The organism is Sphingomonas sp. 179-A 2A2 NHS (assembly GCF_045371305.1).
Classification (GTDB): domain Bacteria; phylum Pseudomonadota; class Alphaproteobacteria; order Sphingomonadales; family Sphingomonadaceae; genus Sphingomonas.
Map to the genome: position 1 here is coordinate 311493 of NZ_JBIQDE010000004.1, position 13771 is coordinate 325263.

Here is a 13771-nt window from a genome sequence, read left to right on the forward strand (position 1 = left end):
CGCGCCACCTAATGAGCCCGCATGACCACTCGCGTCCTGCTCGTCGAAGACGAGCCGCTTATCGCCATGATGCTCGAGGACTTCCTCGATCTGCTCGAGCGGCAATGTGCCGGCACTGCCGATTCCGTCGAGACGGCGCTGGCGCTCGTCGAGGCAGGAGGCTTCGACTGCGCGATCCTCGATGTGAACCTGCGCGGCGGCGAGAAAAGCTGGCCGATCGCAGCGGCCCTCGCAGAGAAGGGTATCCCCTTCGTCTTTGCGACTGGCGGGGCGGACGACATGCTGATCGAGGAATTCCGCGGCCGGCCCGTGCTGCAGAAGCCGTTCACCATGGACGGTGTCGAACAGGCGCTCGCTCAGCTCTGAGGTGGTGAAAGGCTAACCGCCCGCGTCTTTGCGGTCGGAAAGTTGCGCGCAGCCTGATCAAATCATCGGGTTGTTGCGCAAGGCGGGTTGCGCGCCACGGCCGAGCGGCATAGCGACCGCAGCCATGACCCACAGCTTCGACAAGAACCGGCTGCCGAGCCGCCATGTGTCGGTCGGCCCCGAACGCGCGCCGCACCGCAGCTATTATTATGCGATGGGGCTGAGCGAAGAGGAGATCGCGCGGCCGTTCGTCGCGCTCGCCTCCGCCGGCAATGACAGCGCGCCCTGCAACACGACGCTCGATGCGCAGGCTGACGCGGCGCGGCGCGGCGTGGAGCAGGGCGGCGGCATGCCGCGGCGGTTCAACACCATCACCGTCACCGACGGGATCGCCATGGGCCATCAAGGCATGAAGGCGAGCCTTGTCAGCCGCGAAGTGATCGCCGACTCGGTCGAGCTGTCCGTGCGCGGCCATTGCTATGACGCGCTCGTCGGCTTCGCGGGGTGCGACAAGTCTCTGCCGGGCATGATGATGGCGATGCTGCGGCTGAATATCCCGTCGATCTTCGTTTATGGCGGGTCGATCCTCCCGGGCCGCTATCAGGATCGCGACGTGACCGTCGTCGATGTGTTCGAGGTGGTCGGCAAGTATGCCGCGGGCACGTGCCCGATCGAAGACGTTCATGCGCTGGAAAAGGTAGCGTGCCCCGGCCACGGCGCATGCGGCGGTCAGTATACCGCGAACACCATGGCCTGCGTCGCGGAAGCGATCGGCCTGTCGCTGCCGAACAGCAACATGGTGCCTGCTCCTTACACTACGCGCGAGCAGATCGCGGTTGCGGCCGGCGCGCAGGTGATGGAGCTGTTGGCGCGCAACATTCGCCCGCGCGATATCTGCACCCGCGAAGCGTTCGAGAACGCGGCACGCATCGTGGCGGCGACCGGCGGCTCCACAAACGGGGCGCTCCATCTGCCCGCCATGGCGCATGAGGCAGGGATTGAGTTTGACCTGTTCGACGTCGCAGAGATCTTCAAGTCGACGCCGTATTGCGCCGATCTGAAGCCGGGCGGGCAGTATGTAGCGAAGGACATGTACGAGGCAGGCGGCGCGTACATGCTGATGAAGTCGCTGCTGGCGGAGGGTCTGCTGCACGGCGATTGCATGACCGTGACCGGCAAAACGCTGGGCGAGAATATCGACGAGGTCACCTGGAACCCCGACCAGAAGGTGATCTACGATGCGAGGGCGCCGATCACGCCGACCGGCGGCGTCGTGGGACTTCGCGGTAGCCTGGCGCCCGATGGCGCGATCGTGAAGGTCGCCGGCATGCACCGCCTGCAGTTCGAAGGGCCAGCGCGCTGCTTCGACTGCGAGGAGGATGCCTTCCAGGCGGTGGAGCATCGCCAGATCAAGGAAGGCGAGGTGGTCATCATCCGCTACGAAGGACCCAAGGGCGGGCCGGGAATGCGCGAGATGCTGTCGACCACTGCTGCGCTTTACGGCCTAGGCATGGGTGAGAAGGTGGCGCTGATCACCGACGGTCGTTTCTCAGGTGCGACGCGCGGCTTCTGCATTGGGCACGTCGGCCCGGAGGCAGCCGAGGGCGGCCCGATCGCGCTGGTCGAGGATGGCGACATCATCCGTATCGACGCCGAGACGGGAACGATCGACCTTCTCGTCGACGAGGCCGTGCTGGCGGCGCGCAAGGCGGCGTGGCAGCCGCGTGTGTCCGATTACGGGTCAGGCGCGTTGTGGCGCTATGCGCAGAATGTCGGCCCGGCGTACAAGGGAGCGGTCACCCATCCGGGAGCTGCTGCCGAACGCCATGTTTACGCGGATATCTAGCGCATTTCTGATCCTTGCGCTTGCCGCCTGCGGCGAGCCAAAGGCCGATACCAAGGTGCTGGCGAAGGCGGAGGCTGAGCAGGCGGTGGCCGCCGCGGAAGACGGCCGGGTGCAATGCGCGCCCGGCGGCGCCAAGGCATTCGCCCGCGTGTGCGAGATCGAGCGGGCGGAAAGCGACGGTGGGCTGGTGCTGACGATGCGGCACCCCGATGGCGGCTTCCGCCGGTTGCTGGTCGCGAGCGACGGGCGCGGCGTCGTCGCGGCCGACGGCGCGGAGCCGGCGGTGGTCACCTTGGCCGGCGCCGACGAGATCGAAGTGGCGCTGGGCGACGATCATTATCGTTTGCCGGCAACGATGAAGGCCGCTGCTCGATGAACTCGCTTGCCGGCCAGCCGATCCTGACCGCGGCCGAAATGCGTGCGGCCGAACAGCGGGCGATCGATGCCGGCGCTACCGTCGAAAGCCTGATGCAGCGCGCCGGTGAAGCGGTGGCGGAGCAGGTGCGCCGGCTGGCCGCTGGCGCGGAGGTTCTGGTGCTGTGCGGGCCAGGCAACAATGGCGGTGACGGTTATGTCGTCGCGACGACGCTGCGTCGGGCAGGGCTGCCGGTCCGGGTCGCGGCGAGCGGCGAGCCGAAAACGCCTGCTGCGCAGGCTGCCCGCCAGCAATGGGGCGGGCCGGTGGAAATGATCGGTGATGCCGCGCCTGCGCCCGTGGTGGTTGACGCCCTGTTCGGCGTCGGCCTGACACGGGCGCTGGACGATGTGCTGGCAACGCTTCTTTGCGCGTTGGTTGCCGCTGCGCGCCTGTCGATCGCGGTTGACGTGCCGAGCGGCGCAGCGAGCGACGACGGTGCTTGCCTAGGCAAGGTACCGCGGTTTGACCTGACCCTGACGCTGGGCGCGGCGAAGCCGGCGCATGTGCTGGAACCGGCCGCCAGCCGCTGCGGGGCAGTGCGCGTTCTCGACATCGGCATCCCTGCGGACAGCAAGGTGCAGGTGGCCGCGGAGCCCCGACGCGAAGCGCCGAGCGTCAACGCGCATAAATATTCGCGCGGGATGATGACGGTGATCGCCGGCGCCATGCCGGGGGCCGCGGCCTTGTGCGCAACCGCCGCGGCGAAGGCCGGGGCAGGCTATGTACTGTTGCTCGGCAGCGCGACGGATCGGCTGCCACATGCGATCGTTCGCCGCCGGTTCGACGCCGCGCTGCTTGCGGACCGGCGCAGCGGCGCGGTTGTCGTCGGGCCCGGCCTTGGGCGCGGCGATGATGCGGTGACGAAGCTGGACGCGGCGCTGCGATGTGGCCGGCCATTGGTGATCGATGGCGATGCTTTAGCTCTCATTGGAAGTCATGCGCTGCCGCCCCAGACGATCCTGACCCCGCATGGCGGCGAGTTCGCGGGGATGTTCGGCGAGCAAGGAGGCAGCAAGATCGAGCGGGCGCTTTCTGCGGCGCGTGGGGCTCGCGCGATCGTGGTCTACAAGGGGGTGGACACCGTCATCGCATCGCCGGATGGCCGCGCCGTCGTCCATTCGGGTGCCCCGACGTGGCTTTCGACCGCCGGGACTGGCGACGTTCTCGCCGGCGTGATCGCGGCGCGGCTTGCCGGCGGGGCCGATCCGTTGCAGGCGGCGGCGGACGGGGTATGGCTGCACGCGCAAGCGGCGCGACTCGCCGGGCCCGCCTTTGTCGCCGACGATCTGGCGGCGCATCTACCGAGTGCGATTGGATAGTATTGGTGAGTGAAGAAGCGACGATCGTGCGGATCGCCGGGCGCGGCGATGGCGTGACGGATGACGGGCGGCATGTGGCGCTAACTGCGCCGGGCGACCGCGTCGCAGCGGATGGCACGATCGTGCGCGGACCGCATTATCAAGTGCCGCCGTGCCGCCACTTCCCGGAATGCGGCGGGTGCCAGCTGCAGCAGCTGGACGATGCATCGTGGAGCGACTTCATCGTCGACCGGATCGCGGGGGCATTGTCAGCGCAGGGGCTCCCGACCGACGTTCGCGCGCCGGCCTTGTCACCGCCGCGGACGCGCCGCCGGGCGACACTCCATGCCGAGGCGGCGGGGCGGATCGGTTTCGCGGTGGAGAAGAGCCACGCCATCGTCGATCTTGCCGAATGCCACGTGCTTCGTCCCGAGCTGTTCGCGCTGGTGGCACCGCTTCGCCGGCTGATCCATGTGCTGCGGCCCAAGCGGCGGCTGGACGTCCACCTGACGCTGGCCGATCAGGGCGTTGACCTCCTCATCAACGGGATCATGCCGGAGGGGTTGAAAGCGGCCGAGGCGATCAGCGGCTTTGCCGAGGCACATGGCCTGGCGCGGATCGCATTCGACGAAGGCTATGGCCCGGAGGTGCGGTGGGAGCCGGACGCCGTGACGATCACGCTTGGCGGCGTGCCGGTGCCGCTGCCGCCTGCAGCGTTCCTGCAGGCGACGGCAGAGGGCGAGGCCGCGCTGGTCTCCGCCGTGCGCGAGGCGGTGGGTGATGCCGCTGTGACCGCGGATCTCTTCGCCGGGCTTGGCACCTTCGCACTAGCGCTGCCGGGGCGGGTCTATGCCGCGGAGGGCGGACGTGAGGCGATCGGGTCACTCAAGGCAGCGGCGTCGCGCGCGCAGCTGCCGGTGTTCACCGAGCATCGCGATCTGTTCCGCCGCCCGCTGACCCCGGCCGAGCTTGACCGGTTTGGCGCCATCGTGATCGATCCGCCGCGCGCCGGCGCGCGCGAGCAGGCGCACGCGCTGGCCGGTGCACGCGTGCCGCGCCTCGCCTATGTATCGTGTAATCCCAGCAGTTTCGCACGCGATGTGAAGACGATGGTGGAAGGCGGCTGGCGGCTCGACTGGATCCAGCCGGTGGGGCAGTTCCGCTGGTCGACGCACGTCGAACTGGCAGCTCAGTTGACACGCTGAGCGGCGTCGCGCCCCTTAGGGGTAGCGCGCGTTCATGAAGTAAAGACCGTCGGGCGGGGCGTTGAGGCCGAGCCGCGTGCGATCCGCAGCTTCCAGCGCGTCGCCCATGTTGGCGACCGACCAGCGGCCCATGCCGACGAGTGCGAGGCAACCGACCATCGACCGCACCTGATGGTGAAGGAAGGAACGCGCCGCAGCGGTGACGATCAGGCGGTCTCCATTGCGCGTCACGTCGAGCCGATCGATCGACTTAACCGGGCTTTGTGCCTGGCAGTGGGCCGAGCGGAAGGTCGTGAAATCATGCCGGCCGACGAGCAGCTGAGCCGCCCGGTGCATCGCCGCTTCGTCGAGCGGCTGCGGCACTTGCCATGCGAGGCCCTTTTCCCACGTTAGCGGCGCGCGTCGGTTGACGATGCGATATTCATAGGACCGGCCAAGGCACGAGAAGCGCGCGTGCCAACCATCCGGAACGATCTCGCAGCCGAGGATAGCGATCGGCGCCGGCCGCAGGCGGGCGTTGAGTGCCTCGCCCAGCCGGAAGGGGGTGAGATCCTTCAACAGATCGAGATGCGCGCGCATGGCCACCCCGTGGACCCCCGCATCGGTGCGGCCGGCGGCGTGAACGGTGGTGCGCTCCCCCGTCACAGCAAAGGCTGCGTCCTCGATCGCCTGTTGGACGCTCGGCCCGTGATCCTGCCGCTGCCAGCCCATGAAGGGGCGGCCGTCGAACTCCACGGTGAGCGCGAACCGGGTCACAGGCGTGTGCCGGCCGGGATGGCGAAGCCGCGCAGCAGTTCGTGGACGCTCATCACGCCGCGACCGGCCCGCTGGGCGGACGTTGGCAGTATCGCACCCGCTGCGCAGGCAATCGTCAGCTGATTGTCCAGCACCTCGCCACTTTCCCCGGCCCCATCGACGACATCTGCTGAAAGCACGCGGATGCGCTCGCTGCCGACTTCGAACCATGCGCCCGGCGGATTGAAGGCGCGTATCTGGCGTTCGACCGCCTCAGCGTCCCGGGTGAAGTCGAGCCGAAACTCCTCCTTGGCGATCTTTGCGGCATAGGTGACGCCGTGTGCCGGCTGCGGGACCGGCGGATGGGCATCAATGTCAGCGAGAACCTCCACCATCAGCTTCGCGCCCATGCCGGCCAATTCGGTGGTAAGCTCGCCCGCGGTCTTGCCTTCGATCGGCGTGCGGCCCTCCAGGCGGACGGGCCCGGTATCGAGACCGGCCTCCATCTGCATGATCCCGACGCCGGTCTCCGCGTCACCGGCGAGGATCGCACGCTGGATCGGTGCGGCTCCGCGCCAGCGCGGCAAGAGCGAGCCGTGGATGTTGAGACAGCCGTGACGCGGCGCCTCGAGGATCGGGCGCGGAAGGATAAGCCCGTAAGCGGCCACTACGGCGACGTCGGCGCCCAGCGCGGCGAAAGCCTCCTGCTCCGGCGCGGCTTTTAATGAGACGGGGGTGCGTACCTCGATGCCGAGCGCTTCGGCGCGCTGGTGCACCGGCGAGGGGACGAGGGCGCGGCCGCGTCGGCCGCCGGGGCGGGGTGGCTGGCTGTAGGCCGCGACGATGTGATGACCCGCAGCAACGAGCGCGTCGAGCGCCGGCACCGCGAACTCGGGCGTTCCCATGAAGACGATCCGCATGGCGGGCGCTTCAACGCGCTGGCGAAGCCAGGCGCAACCCCCTATCTGTTCCGGCGATGGCATCACAGGAGATCGAAGCGCTGACGGGCGCGTTGGCGCGGCTTCCTGGGCTCGGCCCGCGATCGGCGCGCCGTGCGGTGCTCCACCTCGTAAAGAAGCGAGAAGGGGCGCTCGTGCCGCTGCTCGCCGCGCTGCAGGCGGTGGAGGAGCGGCTGGCGACCTGCTCGATCTGCGGCAACGTCGACACCACGGATCCGTGCGCGATTTGCGTCGATCCGCGCCGCGATGCGCGGGCCTTGTGCGTGGTTGAGGAAGTTGCGGATCTCTGGGCACTCGATCGGTCGCGGCTCTTTCCCGGGCGTTTCCACGTGCTGGGCGGGCGACTATCCGCGCTGGAGGGTGTCAGGCCCGAGGATCTGGCGATCGACCAGCTGGTTCGGCGGGTGGAAGCAGGGGGCGTCGACGAGGTGGTGCTTGCCATGAACGCCACGCTCGAGGGGCAGACGACCGCGCATTACATTGCCGAGCGGCTGGAGCGCTTTCCGATTCGCCTCACGCAGCTTGCCCATGGCCTGCCGGTCGGCGGGGAACTCGATTACCTTGATGAGGGCACATTGGCACAGGCGCTGAGGGCGCGGCGACCCGTCGCTTGATTCGGCGGGCGTCCGCCAATATCTCGCGCGCATGGCCATTCTTCCGATTGTCGAGGTTCCCGATCCGCGTCTGCGTCTTGTCTGCGCGCCTGTTGAAACGATTGACGACGAGGTGCGTCAGCTCGTCGCTGACATGACCGAGACGATGTACGACGCGCGAGGCATCGGCCTTGCCGCGATCCAGGTGGGCGTCGCCCGCCGCGTCGTCGTGATCGACCTTCAGGAGCGCGAGACCGAGGACGAGGAAAAGCCCGAAGCGGTTCGCGATCCTAGGGCCTACATCAATCCGGAGATCATCTCGGTCTCCGAGGAGACCTCGCGATACAACGAGGGCTGCCTGTCGATCCCGGAGCAATATGCCGAGGTGGAGCGGCCGGCGCGCTGCCGCGTTGCGTGGCTCGATCTCGATGGCCAGCGCCATGAGGAGGATATGGACGGCCTGATGGCGACGTGCATGCAGCACGAGATCGACCATCTGAACGGCGTGCTGTTCATCGATCATATCACGCGGCTGAAGCGCGACATGCTGCTGAAGAAGCTGGCAAAGGCGCGCAAGAACGCCGCTTGATCGCGCTTGCCTCTGCGTAGGCCGAGGGTTAGGTTCGCGCTTCGTTCTCTTCTGGAGGAAGCGTGGAGCCAGTCGCCGCATTGTTGATCGTCGTCGCCCTGCTCATCGGGCTCGCGGCGGGATGGTGGCTCGCCAGCCGCGGCGTGGCGGCACTTCGTGCCGAGCGCGATGCGCGGACCGACGAATTCAAGAAGGCGATCGTTGATCTTGCCGGCGCCGAAGAGCGCGCCAAGGCGGCGGATGCGCTGCGCCAGGAACTGGCGGCGATCCGTGACGATCGTGATGCCGGCCGTGCCGAGATCGCGCGCTTGCAGGCCGAGGCGCGCGCGTTCGACGCGCGGTTGATCGAACTGCGTGAGTCGAAGGATGCGCTGGCGGCGCAATTCAGCCAAGTCGGCCAGCAACTGCTGGCGGAGGCGCAGGATCGGTTTCTTCAGCGTGCGAATGAGCGTTTCCGCGAGTCCGAAGAGACGGCCGGTCAGAACCTGCGTGCCATGCTGCAGCCGGTGAGCGAGCGGCTGCAGCGTTATGAAGAGGGCGTGCAGAAGGTGGAGGCGGAGCGCCGCGATGCCTTCGGCGAACTGCGCGGCCAGATCGAGCAGATGCGGATCGGGCAGGAATCGGTACGCAGCGAGGCAGCCAAGCTGGTCAACGCGCTGCGCAACGCGCCCAAGGCGCGCGGCCGCTGGGGCGAGCAGCAGCTTCGCAATGTGCTGGAAAGCTGCGGGCTTTCCGAGCATGCGGATTTTGCCACGGAAGTGTCGGTGACCGATGCGGATGGCGCGCGATTCCGTCCCGACGTGATCGTTCGGATACCCGGCGGCAAATCGCTGGTGATCGACGCAAAGGTGTCGCTGAACGCCTATCAGGATGCGTTCGGCGCTGTCGACGAGGCGGATCGTTCCGCCGGCCTGACAGCGCATGCCGCAGCGATGCGGGCGCACGTTAATGGGCTGGGTGCCAAGGCTTACTGGAACCAGTTCGATGATGCCCCGGACTATGTGGTGATGTTCGTCCCGGGCGAGCATTTCCTGTCCGCGGCATTGGAACATGATCCGACACTTTGGGACTATGCCTTCGAACGGCGCGTGCTGCTCGCAACGCCGACGAACCTGATCGCCATCGCCCGCACGGTTGCAGCGGTCTGGCGGCAGGAGCAGCTCGCCGAGCAGGCGAGGGAGATCGCGCAGCTCGGCAAGGATCTCTACGCCCGCCTGGCGGTGATGGGCGGCCATGTGGCGAAGCTTGGCAAGAACCTCGACACCGCGATGGGCGCATATAATGCGTTCGTGGGCAGTCTCGAATCGCAGGTGCTGACCCAGGCCCGGCGCTTCGACACGCTCAAGATCGATACCGCTGGCAAGACGCTCGAGTCGCCGCCGGTCATCGAGCAGAGTGCCCGGCCCTTGACGAAGTTGACGGCCGACGCGGGGGAGGCGGCCGAATAACGCTTCGGGCTTAACGCCGGAGCGCAGCCGCCGCGCGCGCCTTGGCTTCGATCTCCGCTGGCGAACCAGTCGCAACCCAGCTGCCGCCGACGCAGAGCACCGGATCGAACGCGAGCCAGTCGGCAGCGTTGGCCTCCGAAACTCCGCCGGTCGGGCAGAAGCGGCATTGGTAGAAGGGGGCGGCGAGCGCCTTCAGCGCCTTCAACCCCCCGGAAGTTTCGGCCGGAAAGAACTTGAAGTGCGTGAGGCCAAGGTCGAGCCCGCGCATGATGTCACCCGCGGTTGCGACGCCCGGAAGATAAGGCACGCCGCTGGCAATGATCGGGCGCGCGAGCTGTTCGGTAAGGCCGGGGGATACGATGAACTCGGCGCCGGCCTCCACGACCTGCTCAAACTGATCGGCGGAGACGACCGTGCCGGCACCGACGATCGCGCCGCGCACTTGCTTCATCTCCCGGATGGCGTCGATCGCGGCCGGGGTGCGCATCGTTACTTCGAGCACGCGCAGGCCACCGGCGACAAGCGCCTCAGCGAGCGGCCGGGCGGTTGCCGCATCCTCGATCACCAGTACGGGGATGACCGCACTGGTGCGCATGATCTGGCCGATATCGGTCATGCCGTATGTTCCTGTGCGAAGGCCGCCGCGGCACCGAACAGGCCGGGCTGGGGATGGGTGATGAGCTTGACCGGGATGTTTGCCATCATCGACTGGAAACGTCCCTTGGCAACGAAGCGCTGATCAAAGCCCGAGCGGATCAGCTTGTCCTTGATCCGCAGGCCGAGCCCGCCAGCGATGACAACGCCGTTGGCGCCGTGGGCCAGCGCGAGATCGCCGGCCGTGGCGCCAAGCGCGAGGCAGAAGCGATCGAGCGCGGCAAGTGCGATCGAGTCGGTGCCTTCCAGCGCCTCCGTCCAGATAACCTTGTCGTCGCGGCTGGGAACGTGGCGGCCCTCCATCTCGGCAAGCAACTCGTAGATCGCGACGATGCCCGGGCCAGCGCAGATTCGCTCGGCCGAGACGCGGGTGAACGTGCCGCGCAGCCGCTTCAGCAGCGCGTCCTCGATCCCGTCCAGCGGCGCGTAATTGATGTGCCCGCCCTCAGTGGGAAGAACGTGATAGCCGTTGCCATGGCGGAACACCTGCGCGACGCCGAGGCCAGTGCCGGGCCCGCAGACGGTCGTCACACCCTTGTCGGGCAGCGTGATATCTGGCCCGCAGAGGTGATCGAAATGCTCCGGCGGCAGCTGAGCGACGGCATGGCCGATCGCACCGAAATCGTTGATGATCGTGAAGGTCGCGGCGCCGAGTCGTTCGGGGATCAGCGAAGGGCGGATGACCCACGGATTGTTGGTCAGGCGGATCACGTCACCGGTGATTGGCGAGGCGACGGCGATTGCCGCAGCCGAGGGAATCGGCCGATCCAGCTTCCGCTCGAACGCCTGCCACGCCGTCTGCAGACTGGCGTGATCGGATGTGTTGAGCGTGATCGGCTCGCCGAGCGAGACGACGCGACCGCCCTCGACCTCCGCGATCGCGAAGCGCGCATGCGTGCCGCCGATGTCGACCGATACCAGTTCCATGTCAGCCTTCGTCCCGATCTAGAGGTGCGCGCCGGCGAGTATGGCCGAGGCGCCTTTCTCGGCTTCATCCGCCAGGCCGCGGAACATGCCGAACAGTTCGCGGCCGAAGCCGTCAGCGGCGGGTGGCGCGGGCGCGGGCGTCCGCTCAGCCCATTCTCCAGCGTCAACCAGAGCGTCAATCGTGCCGGCGACCGCATCGACCCGGATCATGTCGCCATCGCGGATCAGCGCGATGGCCCCGCCGTCGCCGCTCAGCCCAGGCAGCGCTTCCGGCGACACGTGGATTGCGGCGGGGACCTTGCCTGAAGCGCCCGACATGCGACCGTCGGTGACAAGAGCCACGCGATAGCCCTTGTTCTGCAGGACGCCGAGCGCCGGCGTTAACTTGTGAAGCTCGGGCATGCCGTTGGCACGTGGGCCCTGGAAGCGGACGACGACCACCACATCGCGGTCCAGTTCGCCGCGCTGGAAGGCCGCGAGCACTTCTGCCTGATCGTGAAACACGGCTGCCGGTGCCTCGATGATCCAGCGGTCGGGATCCACGGCCGACACCTTGATGCAGGCGCGACCGATATTACCGGCCAGGATGCGCATCCCACCATCCGGCGAGAAAGGGTCCGCTGGGGTACGAAGGATCGTATCGTCTCCGCTGGCCCCCGGATCACGCCATACAAGCGCGTCACCGTCGAGCATCGGTTTGCCCGAGGCATCGGAGAGCGTGTCGCTGCCGGCGGTGAGGATATCGGCATGAAGATGGCCGCTGGCGATCAGTTCGCGGATGACGAAGGCCATGCCGCCGGCAGCCTCGAAGCCGTTCACGTCTGCCGCGCCGTTTGGATAGACGCGCGCGATCAACGGCACCGCACGCGACAGGCGGTCCATATCCTCCCAGTCAATCACGATCCCCGCAGCGCGGGCGATCGCGGGAAGGTGAAGCAGGTGGTTGGTGGAGCCGCCGGTGGCGAGCAGGCCCACGGCTGCGTTCACGATCGCGCGCTCGTCAACGCAATGGCCGATCGGCCGGTAATCCTCGCCGCGCCAGCCGAGACCGGCAACGCGGTGCACCGCCGCGCGGGTCAGCGCCTGGCGAAGCTTCGTGCCGGGATTGACGAAGGCGGCGTTGGGGATGTGGAGGCCCATCACCTCCATCATCATCTGGTTGGTATTGGCCGTGCCGAAGAAGGTGCAGGTGCCCTGGGTGTGATAAGCCGCAATTTCGCTGTCGAGCAGCTCCTCGCGGTCCGCCTCCCCCATGGCGTAGCGCTCGCGGACGGCCGCCTTACTCTTGTTAGAGATCCCGGTCGGCATCGGGCCGCCTGGCACCATCAGCATGGGCAAGTGTCCGAAGCGGAGCGCGCCCATCAGCAGGCCGGGAACGATCTTGTCACAGATGCCGAGCAGCAGCGCACCCTCGAAGGTGCCGTGGGACAAGGCGATCGCCGTCGCCAGGGCGATCGTATCGCGGCTGAACAGCGACAACTCCATCCCGGCATAGCCCTGGGTCACGCCGTCGCACATCGCCGGCACGCCGCCGGCGACCTGCGCCGTTGCCCCGACCTCGCGCGCCCAGACCTTCATCTGCTCGGGGTACCGGTAATAGACGGCATGGGCCGAGAGCATGTCGTTGTAGGCCGTGACGATGCCGATGTTCATCCCGTCGCCGGCCTTCATCGCCGCACGGTCCTCTTCCGTACCTGCATAAGCGTGCGCGAGGTTGGCGCAGCCAAGCGCCGGGCGGCCGATCCACTGATCCCGCTCCCGCGTGAGGAGATCGAGGTAACGCGAACGGCTGTCGCGCGACCGGGCGATCACGCGATCAGTGACGGCGGAGACGACGGAGTTCAGGGGCATTTCAGTCTCTCAGTCCCCTCCAGGTGAAAGGAGGGTCAGGGGAGGGCATATCTATGTACGCCGAAGCGCCGGAAGGCGACAGGCCTCTCCCCCATCCCGCCCGTGAGTGGGAGGGTAGGGCGGCTACTCCGCCCAGTGGATGTCCACGGGAAGCTCGGCATCCGCGAGCACCCGGCCGATCGGATAAGCCGAGCCGGCGCCCTGGGCGATCGCATCCTCCAGCACCTTACGCTTCTTGGCGCCGGTGATGGCGATCATCAGCGCCTTGGCGGAGATGATGCCGGCACGCGACAGCGTGACGCGCGCAACCGGCGCCTCTTCCGGCAGCGGCTCCGGCATCACGCCAAGTGCACGACGCTCGCGCGGGCCATTCAACGCTTCGTCATAGTCCGGCCCAGGGAAGATCGATGCCGTGTGACCGTCCGCCCCAACGCCAAGCAGGCAGAGGTCGAGCGGCCAGTGCAGGTCCTGCATCAGCGCGTCGGCCGAACGGCCGGCGGCCTTATAGTCGGCGGTCGCCTGCGGCACGATCGGGATCACGCGCGCGCCCTTGGGAATGAAGGTCTTGCCGATCATCGTCACGTTGCTGAGCGGATCGCCCAGCGGCACGATCCGTTCGTCCGTCGGCAGGATCGTCACGCGCTTCCAATCGAGCTTGGCGCTGGCCAGCTTCTGGTAGATCGGGATCGGCGTCTTGCCGCCGGAAAGCGCGATAACGGCCGCGCCGCGCGCATCAATCGCGCTTTCGATGATGAACTGAACGTCGCCTGCGACCGCATCTGCCATCTCGGCCGCGTCGTCATATTCCCACCATTCGATTTCGTCGCTCATAGATCCAATTCCGTAGGTCCCGAAGCAATGTCGCGGGACAGAAAGTGAGGC

General features: G+C 67.4%; 14 protein-coding genes. 8 read left to right on the forward strand and 6 right to left on the reverse strand.

Going from position 1 to position 13771, the window contains the following annotated elements; genetic code table 11:
- Nucleotides 1–21 precede the first annotated feature (21 nt).
- From ACH0AE_RS10965 to ACH0AE_RS10985, 5 genes are all read left to right on the forward strand, one after another.
- On the forward strand, nt 22–366 hold the full coding sequence (locus ACH0AE_RS10965; RefSeq protein WP_294444416.1) for a response regulator: 345 nt from the start codon (nt 22–24) through the stop codon (nt 364–366).
- Nucleotides 367–490: 124 nt separating this feature from the next.
- Nucleotides 491–2212 carry a dihydroxy-acid dehydratase gene (ilvD, locus tag ACH0AE_RS10970; RefSeq protein WP_294444417.1) on the forward strand — a complete coding sequence of 574 codons (1722 nt, stop codon included), beginning with the start codon at nt 491–493 and terminating at the stop codon, nt 2210–2212.
- Complete coding sequence (locus ACH0AE_RS10975; protein ID WP_294444418.1) at nt 2193–2588, forward strand: hypothetical protein; 396 nt, start codon at nt 2193–2195, stop codon at nt 2586–2588. The genes ilvD and ACH0AE_RS10975 overlap by 20 nt, the downstream gene beginning before the upstream one ends.
- Nucleotides 2585–3949: an NAD(P)H-hydrate dehydratase gene (locus ACH0AE_RS10980; protein ID WP_294444419.1), complete on the forward strand. Its 1365-nt coding sequence runs from the start codon at nt 2585–2587 to the stop codon at nt 3947–3949. Before ACH0AE_RS10975 ends, ACH0AE_RS10980 begins: the two co-directional genes overlap by 4 nt.
- A 5-nt stretch (nt 3950–3954) precedes the next feature.
- Nucleotides 3955–5133, forward strand: coding sequence for a class I SAM-dependent RNA methyltransferase (locus ACH0AE_RS10985; RefSeq protein ID WP_294444420.1), 1179 nt, complete (start codon nt 3955–3957; stop codon nt 5131–5133).
- A 15-nt stretch (nt 5134–5148) separates the two neighbouring features.
- Here the strand turns inward: ACH0AE_RS10985 and truA are convergent, their stop codons facing one another.
- Nucleotides 5149–5889 (reverse strand): tRNA pseudouridine(38-40) synthase TruA, encoded by a 741-nt coding sequence (gene truA / locus ACH0AE_RS10990; protein ID WP_294444421.1) that lies wholly within the window; start codon nt 5887–5889, stop codon nt 5149–5151.
- The gene (gene fmt, locus ACH0AE_RS10995; RefSeq protein ID WP_294444422.1) at nt 5886–6788 is read right to left on the reverse strand and encodes a methionyl-tRNA formyltransferase; all 903 of its coding nucleotides are present in this window, start codon (nt 6786–6788) and stop codon (nt 5886–5888) included. Before fmt ends, truA begins: the two co-directional genes overlap by 4 nt.
- 56 nt (nt 6789–6844) lie before the next feature.
- Here fmt and recR point away from each other — a divergent pair, with 56 nt between their 5' ends.
- The 3 genes from recR (at nt 6845) to rmuC (ending at nt 9457) form a co-directional block, all read left to right on the forward strand.
- Nucleotides 6845–7441 (forward strand): recombination mediator RecR, encoded by a 597-nt coding sequence (gene recR / locus ACH0AE_RS11000; RefSeq protein WP_294444423.1) that lies wholly within the window; start codon nt 6845–6847, stop codon nt 7439–7441.
- Nucleotides 7442–7472: 31 nt separating this feature from the next.
- Nucleotides 7473–8009, forward strand: coding sequence for a peptide deformylase (gene def, locus ACH0AE_RS11005; protein ID WP_294444424.1), 537 nt, complete (start codon nt 7473–7475; stop codon nt 8007–8009).
- Between the two features lie 62 nt (nt 8010–8071).
- Nucleotides 8072–9457, forward strand: coding sequence for a DNA recombination protein RmuC (gene rmuC, locus ACH0AE_RS11010; protein WP_294444425.1), 1386 nt, complete (start codon nt 8072–8074; stop codon nt 9455–9457).
- 10 nt (nt 9458–9467) lie between these two features.
- On the opposite strand, the gene eda is transcribed toward rmuC, so the two are convergent.
- From eda to pgl, 4 genes are all read right to left on the reverse strand, one after another.
- Entirely contained in the window at nt 9468–10073 is a 606-nt protein-coding gene (gene eda / locus ACH0AE_RS11015; protein WP_406875739.1) for a bifunctional 4-hydroxy-2-oxoglutarate aldolase/2-dehydro-3-deoxy-phosphogluconate aldolase, read from the reverse strand.
- Nucleotides 10070–11038, reverse strand: coding sequence for a glucokinase (gene glk / locus ACH0AE_RS11020; protein ID WP_294442772.1), 969 nt, complete (start codon nt 11036–11038; stop codon nt 10070–10072). Before glk ends, eda begins: the two co-directional genes overlap by 4 nt.
- 18 nt (nt 11039–11056) lie before the next feature.
- The gene (gene edd / locus ACH0AE_RS11025) at nt 11057–12889 is read right to left on the reverse strand and encodes a phosphogluconate dehydratase (RefSeq protein ID WP_294442770.1); all 1833 of its coding nucleotides are present in this window, start codon (nt 12887–12889) and stop codon (nt 11057–11059) included.
- A gap of 123 nt (nt 12890–13012) precedes the next feature.
- Complete coding sequence (gene pgl / locus ACH0AE_RS11030) at nt 13013–13720, reverse strand: 6-phosphogluconolactonase (RefSeq protein ID WP_294442769.1); 708 nt, start codon at nt 13718–13720, stop codon at nt 13013–13015.
- Nucleotides 13721–13771 lie beyond the last annotated feature (51 nt).